At 71.0% G+C, this 17,539-nt stretch carries 19 protein-coding genes; 9 read left to right on the forward strand and 10 right to left on the reverse strand.

Annotation, left to right across the window (positions count from 1 at the left end; translation table 11 throughout):
• Window positions 1-74 precede the first annotated feature (74 nt).
• The gene (locus tag IE107_RS07935; RefSeq protein WP_189542538.1) at window positions 75-1,307 is read left to right on the forward strand and encodes an MFS transporter; all 1,233 of its coding nucleotides are present in this window, start codon (window positions 75-77) and stop codon (window positions 1,305-1,307) included.
• 76 nt (window positions 1,308-1,383) lie between these two features.
• Here the strand turns inward: IE107_RS07935 and IE107_RS07940 are convergent, their stop codons facing one another.
• A complete protein-coding gene (locus IE107_RS07940; RefSeq protein WP_189542540.1) occupies window positions 1,384-2,019 on the reverse strand; it encodes a suppressor of fused domain protein in 636 nt (211 codons plus the stop codon).
• Window positions 2,020-2,426: 407 nt separating this feature from the next.
• Here IE107_RS07940 and IE107_RS07945 point away from each other — a divergent pair, with 407 nt between their 5' ends.
• Both IE107_RS07945 and IE107_RS07950 read left to right on the forward strand, forming a co-directional pair.
• Window positions 2,427-3,542 carry a magnesium and cobalt transport protein CorA gene (locus IE107_RS07945; RefSeq protein ID WP_189542542.1) on the forward strand — a complete coding sequence of 372 codons (1,116 nt, stop codon included), beginning with the start codon at window positions 2,427-2,429 and terminating at the stop codon, window positions 3,540-3,542.
• 33 nt (window positions 3,543-3,575) lie between these two features.
• On the forward strand, window positions 3,576-4,097 hold the full coding sequence (locus IE107_RS07950; RefSeq protein WP_189542544.1) for a hypothetical protein: 522 nt from the start codon (window positions 3,576-3,578) through the stop codon (window positions 4,095-4,097).
• A 52-nt stretch (window positions 4,098-4,149) separates the two neighbouring features.
• On the opposite strand, the gene IE107_RS07955 is transcribed toward IE107_RS07950, so the two are convergent.
• The gene (locus tag IE107_RS07955) at window positions 4,150-4,911 is read right to left on the reverse strand and encodes a hypothetical protein (RefSeq protein ID WP_189542546.1); all 762 of its coding nucleotides are present in this window, start codon (window positions 4,909-4,911) and stop codon (window positions 4,150-4,152) included.
• Window positions 4,912-5,113: 202 nt separating this feature from the next.
• On the opposite strand from IE107_RS07955, the gene IE107_RS07960 reads away from it, so the two are divergent.
• From IE107_RS07960 to IE107_RS07970, 3 genes are all read left to right on the forward strand, one after another.
• Entirely contained in the window at window positions 5,114-6,388 is a 1,275-nt protein-coding gene (locus IE107_RS07960; RefSeq protein ID WP_189542548.1) for a magnesium transporter MgtE N-terminal domain-containing protein, read from the forward strand.
• Entirely contained in the window at window positions 6,378-6,935 is a 558-nt protein-coding gene (locus IE107_RS07965; protein WP_189542550.1) for a DUF1003 domain-containing protein, read from the forward strand. The genes IE107_RS07960 and IE107_RS07965 overlap by 11 nt, the downstream gene beginning before the upstream one ends.
• 73 nt (window positions 6,936-7,008) lie before the next feature.
• A complete protein-coding gene (locus IE107_RS07970) occupies window positions 7,009-8,142 on the forward strand; it encodes an Mrp/NBP35 family ATP-binding protein (RefSeq protein WP_189542552.1) in 1,134 nt (377 codons plus the stop codon).
• Between the two features lie 74 nt (window positions 8,143-8,216).
• Here IE107_RS07970 and IE107_RS07975 read toward each other — a convergent pair whose 3' ends face one another.
• The 5 genes from IE107_RS07975 to sigE all read right to left on the reverse strand — a co-directional run bounded on the left by IE107_RS07975 (window position 8,217) and on the right by sigE (window position 13,134).
• Window positions 8,217-8,876, reverse strand: a complete 660-nt coding sequence (locus tag IE107_RS07975; protein WP_189542554.1) for a hypothetical protein — start codon at window positions 8,874-8,876, stop codon at window positions 8,217-8,219.
• Between the two features lie 120 nt (window positions 8,877-8,996).
• Window positions 8,997-9,482: a sec-independent translocase gene (locus IE107_RS07980; RefSeq protein WP_189542556.1), complete on the reverse strand. Its 486-nt coding sequence runs from the start codon at window positions 9,480-9,482 to the stop codon at window positions 8,997-8,999.
• Between the two features lie 98 nt (window positions 9,483-9,580).
• Window positions 9,581-11,233: a trypsin-like peptidase domain-containing protein gene (locus IE107_RS07985; protein ID WP_189542558.1), complete on the reverse strand. Its 1,653-nt coding sequence runs from the start codon at window positions 11,231-11,233 to the stop codon at window positions 9,581-9,583.
• Window positions 11,234-11,344: 111 nt separating this feature from the next.
• Entirely contained in the window at window positions 11,345-12,376 is a 1,032-nt protein-coding gene (locus tag IE107_RS07990; RefSeq protein WP_189542560.1) for a zf-HC2 domain-containing protein, read from the reverse strand.
• Window positions 12,373-13,134: an RNA polymerase sigma factor SigE gene (gene sigE / locus IE107_RS07995; protein WP_189542562.1), complete on the reverse strand. Its 762-nt coding sequence runs from the start codon at window positions 13,132-13,134 to the stop codon at window positions 12,373-12,375. Before sigE ends, IE107_RS07990 begins: the two co-directional genes overlap by 4 nt.
• 182 nt (window positions 13,135-13,316) lie before the next feature.
• Between sigE and IE107_RS08000 the strand changes: the two genes are divergently transcribed.
• Window positions 13,317-13,982, forward strand: a complete 666-nt coding sequence (locus tag IE107_RS08000; RefSeq protein ID WP_189542564.1) for an O-methyltransferase — start codon at window positions 13,317-13,319, stop codon at window positions 13,980-13,982.
• 126 nt (window positions 13,983-14,108) lie between these two features.
• Here the strand turns inward: IE107_RS08000 and IE107_RS08005 are convergent, their stop codons facing one another.
• Entirely contained in the window at window positions 14,109-14,276 is a 168-nt protein-coding gene (locus IE107_RS08005) for a DUF3117 domain-containing protein (RefSeq protein WP_003966491.1), read from the reverse strand.
• Window positions 14,277-14,589: 313 nt separating this feature from the next.
• On the opposite strand from IE107_RS08005, the gene chcB reads away from it, so the two are divergent.
• Window positions 14,590-15,402 carry a 2-cyclohexenylcarbonyl CoA isomerase gene (gene chcB, locus IE107_RS08010; protein ID WP_189542566.1) on the forward strand — a complete coding sequence of 271 codons (813 nt, stop codon included), beginning with the start codon at window positions 14,590-14,592 and terminating at the stop codon, window positions 15,400-15,402.
• A 38-nt stretch (window positions 15,403-15,440) separates the two neighbouring features.
• Here the strand turns inward: chcB and IE107_RS08015 are convergent, their stop codons facing one another.
• Window positions 15,441-16,028, reverse strand: a complete 588-nt coding sequence (locus tag IE107_RS08015) for a DNA-3-methyladenine glycosylase I (protein WP_229866759.1) — start codon at window positions 16,026-16,028, stop codon at window positions 15,441-15,443.
• Complete coding sequence (locus IE107_RS08020; RefSeq protein WP_189542568.1) at window positions 16,025-16,474, reverse strand: hypothetical protein; 450 nt, start codon at window positions 16,472-16,474, stop codon at window positions 16,025-16,027. The genes IE107_RS08015 and IE107_RS08020 overlap by 4 nt, the downstream gene beginning before the upstream one ends.
• A gap of 188 nt (window positions 16,475-16,662) precedes the next feature.
• Between IE107_RS08020 and folP the strand changes: the two genes are divergently transcribed.
• Window positions 16,663-17,535 (forward strand): dihydropteroate synthase, encoded by an 873-nt coding sequence (gene folP / locus IE107_RS08025; RefSeq protein WP_189542570.1) that lies wholly within the window; start codon window positions 16,663-16,665, stop codon window positions 17,533-17,535.
• Window positions 17,536-17,539 lie beyond the last annotated feature (4 nt).

The following is a 17,539-nucleotide window of genomic DNA, read 5'->3' on the forward strand; positions in this document are numbered from 1 at the left end:
GTAAGTTGCACTCATTAGGTTCCCTAACTTATTCTGTGTGTATCGAAACGACCTAGCGGAGAGCGAGAAGACCCATGCAGGGAGAGGATCCGTTCGATCAGGGCGCGAGCAGCATCCTGCGCCAGCCGAAGGCCGTCTGGGCCACGGCGGGCGCCTCTGTTGTCGCATTCATGGGAATCGGCCTGGTGGACCCGATTCTGCCGTCCATCGCCAAGGGCCTGGAGGCGACGCCGAGCCAGGTGTCCCTGCTCTTCACCTCGTACTTCCTGATCACCGCCGTGGCGATGCTCGTCACCGGCTTCGTCTCCAGCCGGATCGGCGGCCGCAAGACGCTCCTGACCGGCCTCGCGCTCGTCGTCGTCTTCGCCGCGCTCTCCGGCACCTCGTCGTCCGTCGGCGAACTCGTCGGGTTCCGGGCCGGCTGGGGGTTCGGCAACGCGCTCTTCGTGTCGACCGCGCTGGCCGTGATCGTCGGCGCCGCGGCCGGCGGCAGCGCCGCGGCGATTCTGCTCTACGAGTCGGCGCTCGGCCTCGGCATGGCCTGCGGACCACTGCTCGGCGCCCTGCTCGGTGACGCCAGCTGGCGCTACCCGTTCTTCGGCACGGCCGCGCTGATGGCCATCGGCTTCATCTGCATCACGGCGTTCCTGAAGGAACAGCCCAGGCCCGCCCGGAAGACCTCGCTGCTCGACCCGATCAGGGCGCTCGGCCACGGCGGTCTGGCCTCGGTCGCCACCTCGGCGTTCTTCTACAACTACGCGTTCTTCACGGTCCTCGCGTTCACCCCGTTCGTGCTGAACATGACGCCGTACAAGTCGGGCGCGGTGTTCTTCGCCTGGGGTCTGCTGCTCGCGGTCTTCTCGGTGCTCGTCGCCCCGCGGCTCCAGGAGCGCTTCGGCTCCCTGAAGGTGCTCGGCGCCTCGCTGGTGCTGCTCGCCGTCGACCTGCTGGTCCTGGGGTACGGCAATCACACCGTCGCGATCGTCTGCACGATCGTCTCCGGCGCCTTCATCGGCATGAACAACACCGTCTACACGGAGCTGGCGCTCGGTGTGTCGGGCGCGCCGCGGCCGGTGGCGAGCGCGGGCTACAACTTCGTCCGCTGGTTCGCCGCGGCCGCCGCCCCGTACCTCGCCCCGAAGATCGAGGAGTGGAGCGACATCCACATACCGTTCGTGGTCGCCGCGGTCGCGGCCGTGGCCGGTGCCGTCGTCATCTGGATCCGGCGTGCGGCGCTGACCCACGAGGCGGTGGAGCTGGAGCCGAAGCACGCCACCGAGGACAGCGTCACGGTCTTCGCCGACTGACCCCCTCGCCCGCCCCGCCCGCGGCTCTCCCTCCTGGCCGCGCGGCGGGGCTTTCGCGTGCCTGCGGTGGCGCGGATCAGTCCAGGGGTACGGAGCCGCGCAGCGGATCACGCAGGTCCGTACCGTGCGAGAGCCACCGCTCCTGGAGCTCCTGCGCGCCCCTGACCCGCTTCCATGCGGCCTCGTTGTGCGTCATCGGCAGCAGCGGCAGGAACCGGACCGGGTCCATGAGCCCGCCCGTCTCCCGGCCGCCGCCCCCCGCCGAGCCGCTGCGCGGCGCCGGCTCGCTCAGCTCCAGGGCCTCCACCAGCCCGCCCGGCTCGGCGACCAGTACGGAACTGAACGGCGCCCCGGGCCACAGCGGTTCGCCCACGTCCAGCGAGGCACCGGGCGCCACGATCACTCCCTCGACCTGCGGGGAGGCGGCGAGCACCGCGAGCGGGCGCAACACCTTGTCGGTGTCGGCGAGTCCGGCGCGCACGGAGAGGATCAGTTCGGCGCGCGGGCCCTTCACCGGGTCCACGAGGGCCGCGGTCGGGTCGGCCATCGGATGGGCCGACATACCGAGCGTGGCATAGCGCACCATATCGCCGTCGGCGAAGCGCAGCACCTCGATCCGGTCCGTACCGAGAAATGTCACCGCCGCACGCGCGTCCGGTTCACCGAGGGCCGTCAGCAGCCGGGCCTCGACCAGAGCAAGAATTTCTCCCATCCAGCGAGCATAGGTCGCGTATGGAACGGGCAAAGTAAGGGATTGGCCGTCAGTCGGCTGATAGTCTTGGCCGCTGGTCGGGGCAGCACGCAGAAGCGTCGCTCTCAGCCCCGGTGACACGTCATCCCCCAAGGGGGACCGGCTGGAGGAGGTGGGGCTGCAATGGATCGAAGTCGATCGTGCAGTACCAACCGCTCTTCCGCACTCCACCTCTCCTGGTGATCTGAAGCCTCCCGGTCGAGGCCCATGGCTTTGCGCACGACGGAAGAGCACTCCTTTTTTGCCTGTCTGTAGCGAACGCCGTCATCGCGCCGCCGCGGTGCCGCCCGCTTTGCGGACGTGAGCACACGTCCTCATTCCGGGCTGTTCCACGTGCCCGCCGACGGCCCTCCGTGAAGGAGCCAGCCATGTCGATGATCCGCGACCTGCGCGCCGCCGTGCGCCCGTCCCTGCGCAAGAGCAACGCCCTGCACAACAGTTACGACACCACCCGCGACCCCTCCGCCTCCAGCGCGGTCGTCGACTGCGCGGTCTACCGCGACGGGCGGCGCCTGGAGAGCGGCACCTGCCGCACGCCGCACGAGGCGATGCTCCAGGTGCGCGAGGAGGGCGGCTTCGCCTGGATCGGCCTGCACGAGCCGACCGAAGAGGAATTCGCCGGTATCGCCCGGGAGTTCGGCCTGCACCCGCTCGCCGTCGAGGACGCCGTCCACGCCCACCAGCGGCCGAAGCTGGAGCGGTACGACGACACCCTGTTCACCGTCTTCAAGACCATCCACTACGTCGAGCACACCGAGCTCACCGCCACCAGCGAGGTGGTCGAGACCGGCGAGGTGATGTGCTTCACCGGCCGGGACTTCGTCATCACCGTGCGGCACGGCGGCCACGGCTCGCTGCGCGCGCTGCGGCACCGGCTGCAGGACGATCCCGAGCTGCTCGCCAAGGGGCCCTCCGCGGTGCTGCACTCCATCGCCGACCATGTCGTCGACGGCTACATCGCGGTGGCCGGCGCCGTCCAGGAAGACATCGACGAGGTGGAGATCGAGGTCTTCTCCACCCCGGCCAAGGGCAGCTCGCGCGGCTCGGAAGCGGGCCGGATCTACCAACTGAAGCGCGAGGTACTGGAGTTCAAGCGAGCGGTGTCGCCGCTGCTGCGGCCGATGCAGCTGCTGAGCGAGCGGCCCATGCGGCTGATCGACCCGGACATCCAGAAGTACTTCCGTGACGTCGCCGACCACCTGGCACGGGTGCACGAGGAGGTCGTCGGCTTCGACGAGCTGCTGAACTCGATCCTCCAGGCCAACCTGGCACAGGCGACCGTCGCGCAGAACGAGGACATGCGCAAGATCACGTCCTGGGCGGCCATCGTCGCCGTACCGACGATGATCTGCGGCGTCTACGGCATGAACTTCGACCACATGCCGGAGCTGCGCTGGAGGTACGGCTATCCGATGGTGCTGGGCGTCATCGGGGTGGTCTGCTTCTCCATCCATCGCATCCTCAAGCGCAACGGATGGCTCTGACACTGTCCCCGGCCGGTCCCATAGAGTTCGGGCATGACTGCTGCTGCCGCTGACGTACCGCTGGGCCGGGCCCTCGTCGAGGAGGCCACCAAGAAGTCGGGCCTCATCTGGGTACGGGGCACCGGACCCGCGCGGGCGCTGTGGCACGTCTGGCACGAGGGTGCGGCGCATCTGGTCGGGGACGGTCCCGGCGAGCAGCCGTTCCCGGCCGGGCTCACCGACGGGTCCGCCGCCGAGGTGACCGTGCGCAGCAAGGACAAGGGCGGCCGGCTGGTCGCCTGGACGGCCGCCGTGACGGAACTCGCCCCGCACTCCGAGCAGTGGGAGGCCGCGGTCGCCGAGCTCAAGGGCAAGCGGCTGAACGCACCGGACGCCGAGCAGATGACGGAGCGCTGGGCGCGCGAGTGCCGGGTGCTGCGGCTGACGCCCGGCGAGTTCCGTACCGAGCTGCCGGACGGCTCCCTGGCCGCGGCGCCGCTGCCGACGTCCGCGACCACCCGGCGCCCGGTCCCCGCGGGTCTGCCGCGGCTGCTGAAGCAGGGGCGCAAGGGCTGACCGGGGCGGCGCCGCCACCCGCGCCCGACCGGGGCGACGGCGCGGCCCGCCGTCAGGACGACGTCTTGGGCAGCTGCTTCCCGTAGTCGACCGTGTCCCCGCGCGTCGGGGCCTCCAGGTCGAAGTCCTTGCCCCAGTCCGACAGGATGACGGTCCCCCCGCCCCCGCCGCGCGCGAATCGCAGCGGATACGCCTTGCCCTTGAGCGAGACGTCGAGCGTGCCGCCCGCGCCCTGGCCGCCCGTGATCTGGACGGTCGGGGTCTCACCGACCGTCTTACGGTCCCCCTTGCCGAGGGTGCCGTGCAGCGTGAGCATCCCGTCGAGCAGGGTCTTCTTGTCCGTGAAGCCGCGCAGCTGCTTGTACGTGGGGTCGTCCTGGGGCACCTTCACGTACTTGTTCTGGAGCTTGTCCGCTGCCGCGCCGCCCGCCGCGCTGTCGGCGCCGGGCTTCTCGTCGTGGCTCCAGAACCCGGAGTCCGCCTTCAGATAGAGCTCGTCACCGATCCGCAGCAGCTCGAAGGTGCTGTCCTTCGAGACGACGGAACCGGTGCCACCCTGCTCCTTGAGCTGCATGTTGAGCTTGTACGTGCCGCCCTTGCTGACCAGCGTCCCGGCCAGGCGCACCGCGTCGGCGGCGTCCGCCGCGCGCTGTGCCTTCTTCTCGATCTCCGCGGCGGTCAGCTTGCCGACGCCGTTGGTCCCCTCGTCCGGGTCCTCGCCGCACGCCGTGAGGGCTGCGGCCAGGCCCGCACAGAGCAGGGCGGCGAGAGCGGTCCGGCGTCGGGCCCGGACGGGCGGAACGGAAGAGGTCACGGGCGCACTGCCTCTCATTCGCATCGCGGGGTGGCAGACGGCAGCGTACCTGTGCTGTTCACGCCTCCCGGCAGGGAGCCGTACGGACGGCTCCACCGGGGCAACCCGGAGCGGTACGGGCTAGCCTGATCCCGTCATAACAGTTGATTGACTGCCAAACAGACCAGCCGGAGAAGTCGCACACGGAAGAAGGAGGCGCAGGATGGCGGCAGGCGCCCCCCGGGTGTTCGTCTCCCATCTCGCCGGCGTACCGGTCTTCGACCCCAACGGCGACCAGGTGGGCCGCGTCCGCGATCTGGTCGCGATGCTCCGGGTCGGCGGCAGGGCGCCGAGGCTGCTCGGGCTCGTCGTCGAGGTGCTCAGCCGACGCCGGATCTTCCTCCCGATGACCCGGGTCACCGGGATCGAGTCCGGCCAGGTCATCACCACCGGCGTGGTGAACATGCGGCGCTTCGAACAGCGGCCCACCGAACGCCTGGTGCTCGGTGAATTCCTCGACCGCCGGGTCCGCCTGGTGGAGACCGGCGAGGAGGTCACCGTCCTCGATGTCTCCATCCAGCAGCTCCCGGCCCGCCGCGACTGGGAGATCGACAAGTACTTCGTGCGCAAGGGCAAGGGCGGGGCGCTGCGCCGCAAGGGCGAGACCCTGACCGTCGAGTGGTCGGCGGTCAGCGGTTTCTCGCTGGAGGAGGTCGGGCAGGGCGCCGAGACCCTGGTCGCCACGTTCGAGCGGCTGCGCCCGACGGACGTGGCCAACGCGCTGCATCACCTCTCGCCGAAACGGCGGGCCGAGGTCGCCGCCGCGCTCGACGACGACCGGCTCGCCGACGTCCTGGAGGAGCTGCCCGAGGACGACCAGGTGGAGATCATCGGCAAGCTCAAGGAGGAACGCGCCGCCGACGTACTGGAGGCGATGGACCCGGACGACGCGGCCGACCTGCTGTCCGAGCTGCCCGAGGAGGACAAGGAGCGGCTGCTGACGCTGATGCGGCCGGACGACGCGGCCGATGTGCGACGCCTCATGTCGTACGAGGAGCGGACCGCGGGCGGGCTGATGACCACCGAGCCGATCATCCTGCGGCCGGACGCCACGGTCGCCGACGCGCTCGCCCGGGTCCGGCAGGCGGACCTCTCCCCGGCGCTCGCCGCCCAGGTGTACGTGTGCCGGTCGCCCGACGAGACACCGACCGGCAAGTACCTGGGCACCGTGCACTTCCAGCGGCTGCTGCGGGATCCGCCGTACGCCCTGGTCAGCTCGATCGTCGACAGCGATCTCGTGCCCCTCGCGCCGGACACCTCGCTGCCGGCCGTGACCAGCTATCTGGCCGCGTACAACCTGGTCTCGGCGCCCGTGGTGGACGAGAGCGGCTCGCTGCTCGGCGCGGTGACGGTCGACGACGTGCTCGACCATCTGCTGCCCGAGGACTGGCGGGAAACGGACTTCCACAGCGAGGAGAGGGTCGCCGGTGGCCGCTGAGGAACGCACGAGGACCGCACAGACGGGGGCCTCGGGCATCGCGCGCCCGCCCCGTTCCCGGCTGGACCAGCCGAAGGCCCCGCGGCGGCGGCTGCTGCCCGAGTACGACCCCGAGACGTTCGGCCGGTTCTCCGAGCGGATCGCCCGCTTCCTGGGCACCTGGCGCTTCATCTCCTGGATGACGCTGTTCATCGTCGTCTGGGTGCTGTGGAACGTCTTCGCGCCCGTGCACCTGCGGTACGACCAGTACCCGTTCATCTTCCTGACGCTGATGCTCTCGCTCCAGGCCTCGTACGCGGCGCCGCTGATCCTGCTCGCGCAGAACCGGCAGGCCGACCGTGACCGGGTCACCTACGAGCAGGACCGCAAGCAGAACGAGCGCTCCATCGCGGACACCGAGTACCTGACCCGCGAGATCGCGGCACTGCGGATGGGGCTCGGCGAGGTCGCCACCCGCGACTGGATCCGCTCCGAACTGGAAGACCTCGTGAAGGACCTCGACGACCGGCACGCCCTGCTCCCGGCCGAGAGCGACGAAGACCGCTGACGGATGCTACTCACGCGTAGCGGCGCCCACCACCACCCTCAAGGAGCGCTGCGCGCACCCGTACTATCGAGGTATGGCTACGGAAGACGCGGTGCTTGAGGCACTGGCGACAGTGAACGACCCGGAGATCCACCGTCCGATCACCGAACTCGGCATGGTGAAATCGGTCGAGATCGATGCTGACGGTGTGGTCGCTGTCACGGTCTATCTCACGGTCTCAGGCTGCCCGATGCGCGAGACGATCACCAAGAGCGTGACGGACGCGGTCGCCCGTGTCGAGGGCGTCTCGCGGGTCGACGTCACGCTCGACGTGATGAGCGACGAACAGCGCAAGGAACTCGCCACCTCGCTGCGCGGCGGCACGGCGGAACGCGAGGTGCCGTTCGCCAAGCCCGGCTCGCTGACCCGGGTCTACGCGGTCGCGTCGGGCAAGGGCGGCGTCGGCAAGTCGTCGGTGACGGTGAACCTCGCGGCCGCGATGGCGGCCGACGGCCTCAAGGTCGGTGTCGTGGACGCGGACATCTACGGGCACAGCGTGCCGCGGATGCTCGGCGCGGACGGCAAGCCGACCCAGGTCGAGAACATGATCATGCCGCCGTCCTCGCACGGCGTGAAGGTCATCTCCATCGGCATGTTCACCCCGGGCAACGCCCCGGTGGTGTGGCGCGGACCGATGCTCCACCGCGCGCTCCAGCAGTTCCTCGCCGATGTGTACTGGGGCGACCTCGACGTTCTCCTGCTCGACCTGCCGCCGGGCACGGGCGACATCGCGATCTCGGTGGCACAGCTCGTGCCGAACGCCGAGATCCTGGTCGTCACGACCCCTCAGCAGGCGGCGGCCGAGGTCGCTGAGCGGGCCGGTTCGATCGCCGTCCAGACCCACCAGAAGATCGTCGGCGTCGTCGAGAACATGTCGGGCATGCCGTGCCCGCACTGCGACGAGATGGTCGATGTCTTCGGCACCGGCGGTGGCCGGAAGGTCGCCGAGGGCCTGACGAGGACGACCGGCGCGGAGGTGCCGGTGCTCGGCTCCATCCCGATCGACGTACGGCTGCGCGAGGGCGGCGACGAGGGCAAGCCGGTCGTCCTGTCCGACCCCGACTCCCCGGCCGGCAAGGCGCTGCGCACCATCGCGGACAAGCTGGGCGGCCGTCAGCGCGGCCTGTCGGGCATGTCGCTGGGCATCACCCCGCGCAACAAGTTCTGAGACGAAGGAGCGGTGACCGGCCCCGGGCCGGTCACCGCTCCGTGTTCCGCGTACGTCCTGTGTACGCCTGCGTGCTACGCGTACGTCGTGATGTCGTCGATCACCGAGAACCCCAGCCCGTACGCGCTCATCCCCCGCCCGTACGCCCCGATGTGCACCCCGCCGTGCGCCGATCCCGCGAGTACCCAGCCGAATTCGGACTCGCGGTAGTGGAACGGCACCGGGATGCCGTCCACCGGCAGTGACAGCACGGACCACGCGGGGCCGTCCAGGTCGTCGGCGAGTTCGAACGCCGTCTCCGTCTGCTGGTCCAGCCAGTCGTCGCGCAACGCGTGATCCATCTGCGAGGGCCAGGTACAGGCGAGCAGACCCGACCCGGCCAGCCAGGCCGCGGAGGACGCCGTAGTCGCGTCCAGCACCCCCGTGCCGTCACCGCTGCGCCGCACCGGGCTGCTGGCCATCGACACGACGACGGCGAACCGTTGCTTCTCGGCGCCCGCCTCGGCCCGGACCGACGGTTCGTCACCGTGACCGATGGAACCGTGCTGCACCGTGCCGTCCGCCGCGGTGCCCACCTGCATCAGCCGGCGCGGCCCGGTGAAGGCCTCGTCCAGTCCGTACCAGGGAAACGTGGCTGCCAGATAGCCGTCGACAGTACGCCGGGTCGCCGGCACCCCCTCTGCGGTGACTGTGCCCGGCGCATCTTCCGCGCCCACCCGACTTGTCGTCCCCATCTGCCCGGCCGCCTCCTCGATCCGTTGGGTCCGGATCGGCCCGCCCCCCAGCGGGCGTACTCACAACCGGACAGATGGAGAATAGCCATAGCCTCCGGACGAGCCGGGATTGGCCGGGGGTCAGGTGGCGTCGGCGTCGAACGGCGGCCGGTCGTCCTTGCCGGGCTGCTCACGCTTCTTGAGCAGGTCCGGAGCGCCCGGGGAGCCGTTGGCTGCGGTGATCGCCGAGGCGCCCGACACGCCGCTCCTGGAGTCCGCGGACTCCAGGTCCTTGCTCTCCCGGCCGTTCACCGCGTCGGTGACCTCGGCCAGATCCTTGCGCAGGTCGAAGCTCTCCCGGATCTCCTTCAGCCCCAGGTCGTCCTTGCCCTCCATGAGCTGCTTGCGGACGAACGTCTTGGGGTTGAGGTCCTCGAACTCGAAGTCCTTGAACTCCGGACCCAGCTCCGTACGGATGTCCTCCTTGGCGTTCTCGGAGAACTCACGGATCTTGCGGATGAAGCGCGAGGCGTCCTGGATAACCTTCGGCAGCTTGTCCGGGCCGAAGATCAGCACGCCCAGAATCGCGAGCGTCAACAGCTCGAGTGCGCCTATGTCATTGAACACCCTGTTGCTCCTCGTGTTCTCCGAGACCGTGTCGGTCGAGGTCCGGACCCGCCCACGGTACCCGTCGAAACTGTCCGCGCGGTAGCGTCACGGGGCTGTCACGTGCCGCTTGCCGAGCCGAGCGTCACAGAGATGGACAGGTCTTTACCACCGCGCGTCAACGTGAGGTCCAGACGGTCTCCCGGGCGGTGCGCGCGGATCTTCACGATCAGCTCCTCGCCGCTGTGCACCCGTCGGCCGTCGACCTCGGTGATGACGTCACCGGGCATGATCCCGGCCTTGGCCCCGGGTCCGCCCGGCGTCACCGCAGGCTTGCCCGCCGCACCCTTCGACTCGACCCTGGCGCCGTCCCCGGCGTACTTCATGTCCAGCGTGACGCCGATCACCGGATGGGTGGCCTTTCCGGTGTTGATCAGCTCCTCGGCGACCCGCTTGCCCTGGTTGATCGGGATGGCGAAGCCGAGACCGATGGAACCCGCCTGGCCGCCCTCCTCCGCCGAGCCGTTGTCGGCAGCGCGGATGGCGCTGTTGATGCCTATGACATGGGCGTCGGTGTCGACGAGCGGACCGCCGGAGTTGCCCGGGTTGATCGGCGCGTCGGTCTGCAGCGCGTCGACGTAGCTGATGTCGCTGCCGTCGCCCTTCTCGCCGCCCGCGGTGATCGGCCGGTCCTTGGCGCTGATGATGCCGGAGGTCACGGTGTTGGAGAGATCGAAGGGGGCGCCGATGGCCACCACCGGGTCACCGACCTGCACATTGTCGGAGTTGCCCAGCGGCAGCGGCTTGAGGCCGGAGACACCGGTGACCTTGACCACGGCCAGGTCGTAGCCGCTGTCCTTGCCGACGACCTCGCCGCGCGCGGTCTCCCCGCCGCTGAACGTCACGGTGATCTCGCCGCCCTGGCCTGCTGGGGCGACGACATGGTTGTTGGTGAGGATGTGGCCGGAGCCGTCGAGGACGAAGCCGGTGCCGGTGCCGGACTCGGTGGTACCGCTGACGTGGAGGGTGACCACGCTGGGCAGGGCGCTGGCGGCGATGCCGGCGACGCTGTCGGGGGCCCGGCCACCGCTGCTGCGGCCGGCCTGCGGGAGCTCGACCTGGGTGAGGCCGCCGTTGCGCTCGATGTAGGCCCCGATGCCGCCGCCGATGCCGCCCGCCACCAGTGCGAGCAGCACTGCGCCGACGAGGAGGGAGCCGCGCCGGCTCTTCTTGCGGCCGGTGCCGGCCCCGAGCGGCGGGCCCGGGTTGGTGAGCGGCTGCCTGGGCGCACCCCAGGGGTCGTACTGGAGCCACTGCGTGGACGCCGCCTGGGGCGGCTGGGCGTGGGACTGCTGGGCTGCGTGCGGCAGCGGTGTGGGGGCGGGCGACGTGGGGATGCCGGCGCCGTTCGTCCCCGTGTACTGCGGGGGTACGGGGGTGCCGTGTGCCGGGGTCGGGACCGGCCGCTGCACGGGTGGTGCGGGCGCCCAGGGGCCGGGGCCGCCGTAGGGCGGGGTGCTGTACTGGTCGGGCTCGTGCAGCGGCGTCACCGGCGGCACGGCCGGCGCGGCGGCGGGCACGGCGGCCGACGGTCCGGGCGCCGGGGACCGGGGCGGCGCGTCGGCCGGGGGCGTCTTGGGCACCGTCGGGTCCGCCGCGGGCACCGTGTCCTCGGCGAGGGACGGTTCGTCCGGCGCTGTGCGGGTGGCATTTCCCGCCGTGGGCCGGCTCCACCACTTCGCCTTCGACCCGGTGGACTTCCCGTCTTCCATACTCTCCCCGCAACTGCCGCGACTGGCCTCTGCACGCCCCGACCGGGGCGTCCCTCCAGAACTGCTCCCGGAATTCAACCAGGTTTGCGAATCCTTGCGCAGACCGCCGGGTCAGCGCCCGGACGAAAGCGGCAGACCGCGATCGGTGGGCGTGGGAAGGGTCGAGGCCGACGGCTGCGCCCAGGGCGGTGGCGACGACTGTGTCCCGGACGGTGACACGGAGGGGGACGGTGACTGCGCGGCGAGCCGCCCGAACACCTCGGCGAAGAGCGGGGTGGTGCCGGTCGGACGTATCAGAGGCGGCGCGGACGCATTGGTCAGCAGGTGAGCGGCGAAAGGATTCCCCGCGAGGCTCGCGGTGGCGACCGCCGCGGGAGTGGCGGAGGGCACCGCCGTCGCGACGCCCGGCACGGCCGACGGGGCCTCGGCGGCCGAGCGCTCACCCGCACTCCTGGTGGCCAGCGTGCCGTGGCTGCCACCGCCGCGACGGCTCACCGAGCCGCCGCTCTCCCCGCGCGAAGGCGCGTCGAGCGGTGTCACGGCGTTTCCGCCGCCCGAGGCACGGGCCGCGGAGCCGGGGCCCGCGCCCGTCGGCAGGGCCCCGCCGAGGGCGATGGCCGCCAGCGAGACCGCACTCGCCGCCGCGAACGCGAATCTCCGGCCGCGCCAGGGCGAGCGTTCTCCCTCGCGGCCCACCTCGTGGATCCGGAAGACGGAACGGGAGGAACCGCCCGGCAGCACGGTGGTCGGGCCGTGCGGGGCCGGGAGGAAGCCGAAGCCGCCGAGCGACCGGTCCCCCGGCGATTCCGGGCGGCTGCCGGACGGCTGGATCACGGGGAGGAACCCGTCGCCGAAGCGCCCGGAGCCGCCGAATGGTCTGTCCTGTCTGTCGTCGTCACCCCCCGGACCCCCGGGAAGGCCCTGCAGCCGGGCGAGGAACCCCTCGGACGGCGACGGCGGGGCGGACTGGGCGAAGACACTCTTCAGGCGCCGCTGCGCCGCTGCCTCGGCCTTGCACTTGGCGCAGGTCGCGAGGTGGGCGAGCACCCGCTCGCGGGCGTCGTGTTTCAGCTCGCCGTCGACAAGCGCGGCGAGGCGGTCCCCCAGGTGTTGTTCCGCGGGGGTCGGACCTGTGCCACTCACGCCGTTCCGCCCTCCCCCGCCAGGACCGCGCCCGCCAGCGAGCGCTGCTCGGCACGGGCCTCGGGCGAACGGTGCCGCAGCGCCTTGCGCAGATGCGAGCGACCGCGGTGGATACGGCTGCGCACGGTGCCGAGCTTCACGCCGAGCGTCGCGGCGATCTCCTCGTACGAAAGACCCTCGATGTCGCAGAGCACGACGGCGGCACGGAACTCGGGCGCGAGGGTGTCCAGCGCCTGCTGCACGTCCGCGTCGAAGTGGGTGTCGTTGAAGACCTGCTGCGGGGACGGCTCACGGCTCGGCAGCCGCTCGGCGGCGTCGTCGCCGAGGGAGTCGAAGCGGATCCGCTGCTTGCGACGGACCATGTCCAGGAACAGGTTGGTCGTGATGCGGTGCAGCCAGCCCTCGAACGTGCCCGGTGTGTAGGTCGACAGCGACCGGAACACCCGGACGAAGACCTCCTGCGTGAGGTCCTCGGCGTCGTGCTGATTGCCCGTCAGTCGGTAGGCGAGGCGATAGACCCGGCCGCTGTGCGTGCTGACGATCTCTTCCCATGAAGGTGGCGTCCACGCCTGGGAGTCCGCATCTGAGGCGAAGGTCGCGGTCGTTGCGGAGACGGTGGAAGAACGGTCAGCAATGTTGGTCACGGATTTCGGCTCACCCGCCGACCTGAGAAAGCGCCGCAGCACTCCTCCCCGATCCACAGGCGCAGCCGCACCTCCCCTATCGGCTCTGGTGGTGTCCAGTGGAGCCCCTACCATAGCGACCTCGCCCGTTAGCTCCGGATAAGCCTTTTTCCTGCTGGGGCCGGGGATCGCCCCGGGAACCGCCGGCCCATGGCTCCCGGACCCGATCCGCGGGCCGATTCCACAGGCTCTCCCCTGCCCCCTCATAACGCCCGGTCCCATCTGCGGGTTCCCGGGCGCAGCGGATACAGTCACCGTTGCGCCAACTACGGGGACAGGAGAGGGTCATTACCGCCAACCGGCAGACGAGCTGGGCGTTCGCCGACGCCTTTGTCGCCGAGGACGAAGCACTGCACTGGGCCCGTGACCGGGCCCGGGAGGTGGGGCTGCGCTCGGTGTCGCCAGGTACCGGCGCCGCGCTGCGCTTGCTCGCTGCCACGACGGATGCCAAAGCGGTGGCCGAAATCGGCACCGGGACGGGCGTGTCCGGGCTCTATCTGCTGCACGGAATGCGGCCCGACGGCGTGCTGACCACCGTCGACCCGGAGCCCGAGCGCCAGCAGTTCGCCCGCGAGGCGTTCCGGGCCGCGGGCTACGCCGCCAACCGGGCCCGCTTCATTCCCGGCCGCGCCCTGGACGTCCTGCCCCGGCTCGCGGACGGCGGATACGACCTGGTGTTCTGCGACGGCGACCGGCTGGAGAGCCTGGACTGTCTCGCTGAATCGTTGCGCCTGCTGCGCCCCGGCGGCCTGGTCTGCTTCGAGGGCGTCTTCGCCGACGGTCGTACGGTCGACTCCGCGGCGCAGCCCGCGGAGGTGCTGCGGCTGCGGGAGCTGCTGCGCGCGGTGCGCGAGAGCCAGGAGCTGATGGCGACGCTGCTGCCGGTGGGCGACGGGCTGCTGTGCGCGGTGCGCAGGGGCTGAGGCCCGCCCGCTACGGGGCCCCGCCCGCGCCCCGGTCGGGCCGCTCGCCCGTGAAAGGCGGTGAACGCATCACTGCCCCGGCACGGACACCGTGCCGGGGCAGTGATGAAGTGTGGGCGCCTCTGCTCAGCCGACGACCTTCTTGAGGGCATCGCCAAGTGCATCGGCCTCGTCCGGCGTCAGCTCCACGACAAGCCGACCGCCGCCTTCGAGCGGAACGCGCATGACGATGCCCCGCCCCTCCTTGGTCACCTCGAGCGGGCCGTCGCCCGTCCGCGGCTTCATGGCCGCCATGCTCGTTCCCCTTCCTGAAACCAGCTCATCGCAACCGGCGGCCCCATGACAGGCGCTGTGTCACCGGCATCGAACACATTGCTTCCAAGCCATTATCCCGCATCACAGACCCCGATGACCAACATCGGTCGGCATCGCTTGCGCAACGCGCTCTCGCAAAACCACCCAATTCGGCGATCGGCCTGCGATACTCCGCCGCCCGCACCCCCGCTTCGGGACTCAATTATTAGACGCAGGTCACATACCGGCTCCCTCCCGAGTCGGCCATGCTTGCCTGGACAGGCATTGCCCGAGGTGCGAAGGGGACAGAGAAATGGCCGACCACATGGCGGACAGCGTGCTCTTTGAAGTGAGCGACGGACTCGCGACGATCACGATCAACCGTCCCGACGCGATGAACGCCATGAACACCGCGGCCAAGGTAGCGCTCCGCGACGCGCTGGAGTCCGCGGCGGCCGACCCCGCGGTACGTGCCGTTCTGCTCACCGCGACCGGGCGGGCGTTCTGCGTCGGCCAGGATCTGAAGGAGCACGTGGCCGCGCTCGAAAGCACCCGCGCGTCGGGCAGCGGCAATGCGCTGAGCACCGTGCAGGAGCACTACAACCCGATCGTGCGGGCCATCACCGAGATGCCCAAGCCGGTCGTCGCCGGGGTCAACGGCGTCGCCGCCGGTGCCGGTTTCGGCTTCGCGCTCGCCTGCGACTACCGGGTGGTCGCGGACACCGCCTCGTTCAACACCTCCTTCGCCGGTGTGGCTCTCACCGCCGACTCGGGCGTCTCCTGGACGCTGCCGCGCCTGATCGGACAGAGCCGCGCCGCCGACCTGCTGCTGTTCCCGCGCTCGATCTCCGCTCAGGACGCCCGTGAGCTGGGCATCGTGAACAAGCTGGTCCTCGCCGCCGACCTGGCCGCCGAGGCCGACGCCGTGGCCCGCGCCCTGGCGTCCGGCCCCACGGTGGCGTATGCCGCGCTCAAGGAGTCCCTGGCGTACGGCGCCGGTCACACGCTGAGCGAGGCGCTGGAGAAGGAGGACGAGCTCCAGACCCGGGCGGGCGCGTCCGAGGACCACACGATCGCGGTGCAGGCATTCCTGAACAAGGAGAAGCCGAAGTACCTCGGCCGTTAGGGCTTGTCCGACGGCTCAGCTTTGGACAGGGCGCGGTCCTACGCCCCGCCGCCGCGTGCCACGCAGTCGGCCAGGTGGTCGTCGACCAGGCCGCATGCCTGCATCAGGGCGTAGGCCGTGGTGGGTCCGACGAAGCGCACTCCGCGCTTCTTGAGGTCCTTGGCCAGCGCCGTGGACTCCGGTGTGACCGCCGGGACATCGCCGAGGGTGCGCGGGACGGGGCGGCCGGCCGGGTCGGGGGCGTAGGACCAGATCAGTGCGTCCAGCTCGCCGGCGCCCCAGCCGGCCAGCACCTTGGCGTTGGCGAGGGTCGCCTCGATCTTCGCGCGGTTGCGGATGATGCCGGCGTCGGCGAGGAGGCGCTCCTTGTCGGCGTCGGTGAACCCGGCCACCGCGGGGATCTTGAACCCGGCGAAGGCCGAGCGGAAGCCCTCCCGGCGGCGCAGGATCGTCAGCCAGGACAGGCCCGACTGGAAGGCCTCCAGGCAGAGCCGTTCGAACAGGGCGTCGTCGCCGTGGACGGGCCGGCCCCATTCGGTGTCGTGGTACGTGAGGTAGTCCTCGGTGGACAGTCCCCAGGGGCAGCGCAGTCCGCCGTCCGGTGCCGCTTCCGCGCCGCCGCTCATCGCCGGGGCTCCTCTCCGGGGTGCTCCGTGGGCTGCGGGTCCTGCTCCGGTGGCTCCCACGGCGCCTTCGGGCGGTCCTCGGGCCGCTCCCCCGCCTGCTCCGGCGCTTCGGCCGGCCCCTCGACGAGGCCCGGGCCGCCGGCCGCGGTCGCCTGCGCGCCGGCCAGCGCCGATTCCAGCTCCGCGATCCGCGCGTCCCGCTCGGCGAGCTCGGCGCCGAGCCGGTCGAGCGCCTCGTCGACGTCCATCATCCGGTAGCCGCGCACGCCCACCGGGATGCGCAGCGCGTCGATGTCCGCACGGCCGACCGGTCTCGTCGCGGGCAGCGGGTCGACCGGCTGCTCGGGCGCCACGTCCTGCAGGACGGCGCTCTTCCCCCCGCCGACCACCGCGAGGGTGACCGCGGCCACCACCACGACCATCGTCACCAGCAAGAACCAGAACACGCGCATCTCCCCGGGAGCGGAAACCTGTCCGGGTCCGATCGTGCCATGCGGCACCGACAGCCGGTGGCCGCCCCGACTGCTCCCGGGCCCCGCCGCCGGACTGCCGTCGTCGCCCGGAGGGCAGTTTGACGACAGGGCCTAAGGTCGCAGGTGACCCACGTGGCGATCTACCAGAGGAGAAACGCGGGATGCGAAGCGGTGCGCTCAGGCTGGGGCGGCGCGAATTCGGTGCGCACGAGCCGGTGATCATGGCGATCGTGAACCGTACCCCGGACTCCTTCTACGACCAGGGGGCGACCTTCCGGGACGAACCTGCGCTCGCCCGGGTCGAGCAGGCGATCGCTCAGGGTGCGGCGATCGTCGACATCGGGGGTGTGAAGGCGGGCCCCGGCGAGGAGGTGACCGCCGAGGAGGAGGCGCGTCGCACCGTCGGGTTCGTCGCGGAGGTCCGCCGCCGCCACCCGGACGTCGTGATCAGCGTCGACACCTGGCGCCACGACGTCGGCGAGGCGGTCTGCGAGGCCGGCGCGGACGTGCTGAACGACGCGTGGGGCGGCGTCGACCCGAAGCTCGCGGAGGTCGCCGCGCGGTACGGCGCCGGTCTGGTGTGCACGCACGCGGGCGGCGCCGAGCCGCGCACCCGGCCGCACCGGATCGCCTACGACGACGTGATGGCGGACATCCTGCGGGTGACGGTGGGGCTGGCCGAGCGGGCGGTCGCGCTCGGGGTGCGGCCCGACGGGATCATGATCGACCCCGGCCACGACTTCGGGAAGAACACCCGGCACTCCCTGGAGGCGACGCGCCGGCTCGGCGAGATGACGGAGACCGGCTGGCCGGTGCTCGTATCGCTGTCCAACAAGGACTTCGTCGGCGAGACGCTCGACCGGCCGGTGAAGCAGCGGGTGATCGGGACACTGGCGACCACGGCCGTCTCGGCGTGGCTCGGGGCACAGGTGTACCGGGTGCACGAGGTGGCGGAGACCCGGCAGGTGCTGGACATGGTGGCGTCCATCGCGGGGCACCGCGAGCCGGCCGTCGCGCGGCGCGGACTGGCGTGACCGG

The sequence above is a fragment of the Streptomyces gelaticus genome, from assembly GCF_014649535.1.
In the GTDB taxonomy this organism is placed as follows: domain Bacteria; phylum Actinomycetota; class Actinomycetes; order Streptomycetales; family Streptomycetaceae; genus Streptomyces; species Streptomyces gelaticus.

Excerpts from the sequence above, each read along its gene's own strand:
- IE107_RS07935 (WP_189542538.1), top strand. The coding sequence starts at position 75 with ATGCAGGGAGAGGATCCGTTCGATCAGGGCGCGAGCAGCATCCTGCGC.
- IE107_RS07940 (WP_189542540.1), bottom strand. The coding sequence starts at position 2,019 with ATGGGAGAAATTCTTGCTCTGGTCGAGGCCCGGCTGCTGACGGCCCTC.
- IE107_RS07945 (WP_189542542.1), top strand. The coding sequence starts at position 2,427 with ATGTCGATGATCCGCGACCTGCGCGCCGCCGTGCGCCCGTCCCTGCGC.
- IE107_RS07950 (WP_189542544.1), top strand. The coding sequence starts at position 3,576 with ATGACTGCTGCTGCCGCTGACGTACCGCTGGGCCGGGCCCTCGTCGAG.
- IE107_RS07960 (WP_189542548.1), top strand. The coding sequence starts at position 5,114 with ATGGCGGCAGGCGCCCCCCGGGTGTTCGTCTCCCATCTCGCCGGCGTA.
- IE107_RS07970 (WP_189542552.1), top strand. The coding sequence starts at position 7,009 with ATGGCTACGGAAGACGCGGTGCTTGAGGCACTGGCGACAGTGAACGAC.
- IE107_RS07975 (WP_189542554.1), bottom strand. The coding sequence starts at position 8,876 with ATGGGGACGACAAGTCGGGTGGGCGCGGAAGATGCGCCGGGCACAGTC.
- IE107_RS07985 (WP_189542558.1), bottom strand. The coding sequence starts at position 11,233 with ATGGAAGACGGGAAGTCCACCGGGTCGAAGGCGAAGTGGTGGAGCCGG.
- sigE (WP_189542562.1), bottom strand. The coding sequence starts at position 13,134 with ATGGTAGGGGCTCCACTGGACACCACCAGAGCCGATAGGGGAGGTGCG.
- IE107_RS08005 (WP_003966491.1), bottom strand. The coding sequence starts at position 14,276 with ATGGCGGCCATGAAGCCGCGGACGGGCGACGGCCCGCTCGAGGTGACC.
- chcB (WP_189542566.1), top strand. The coding sequence starts at position 14,590 with ATGGCCGACCACATGGCGGACAGCGTGCTCTTTGAAGTGAGCGACGGA.
- IE107_RS08015 (WP_229866759.1), bottom strand. The coding sequence starts at position 16,028 with ATGAGCGGCGGCGCGGAAGCGGCACCGGACGGCGGACTGCGCTGCCCC.
- folP (WP_189542570.1), top strand. The coding sequence starts at position 16,663 with ATGCGAAGCGGTGCGCTCAGGCTGGGGCGGCGCGAATTCGGTGCGCAC.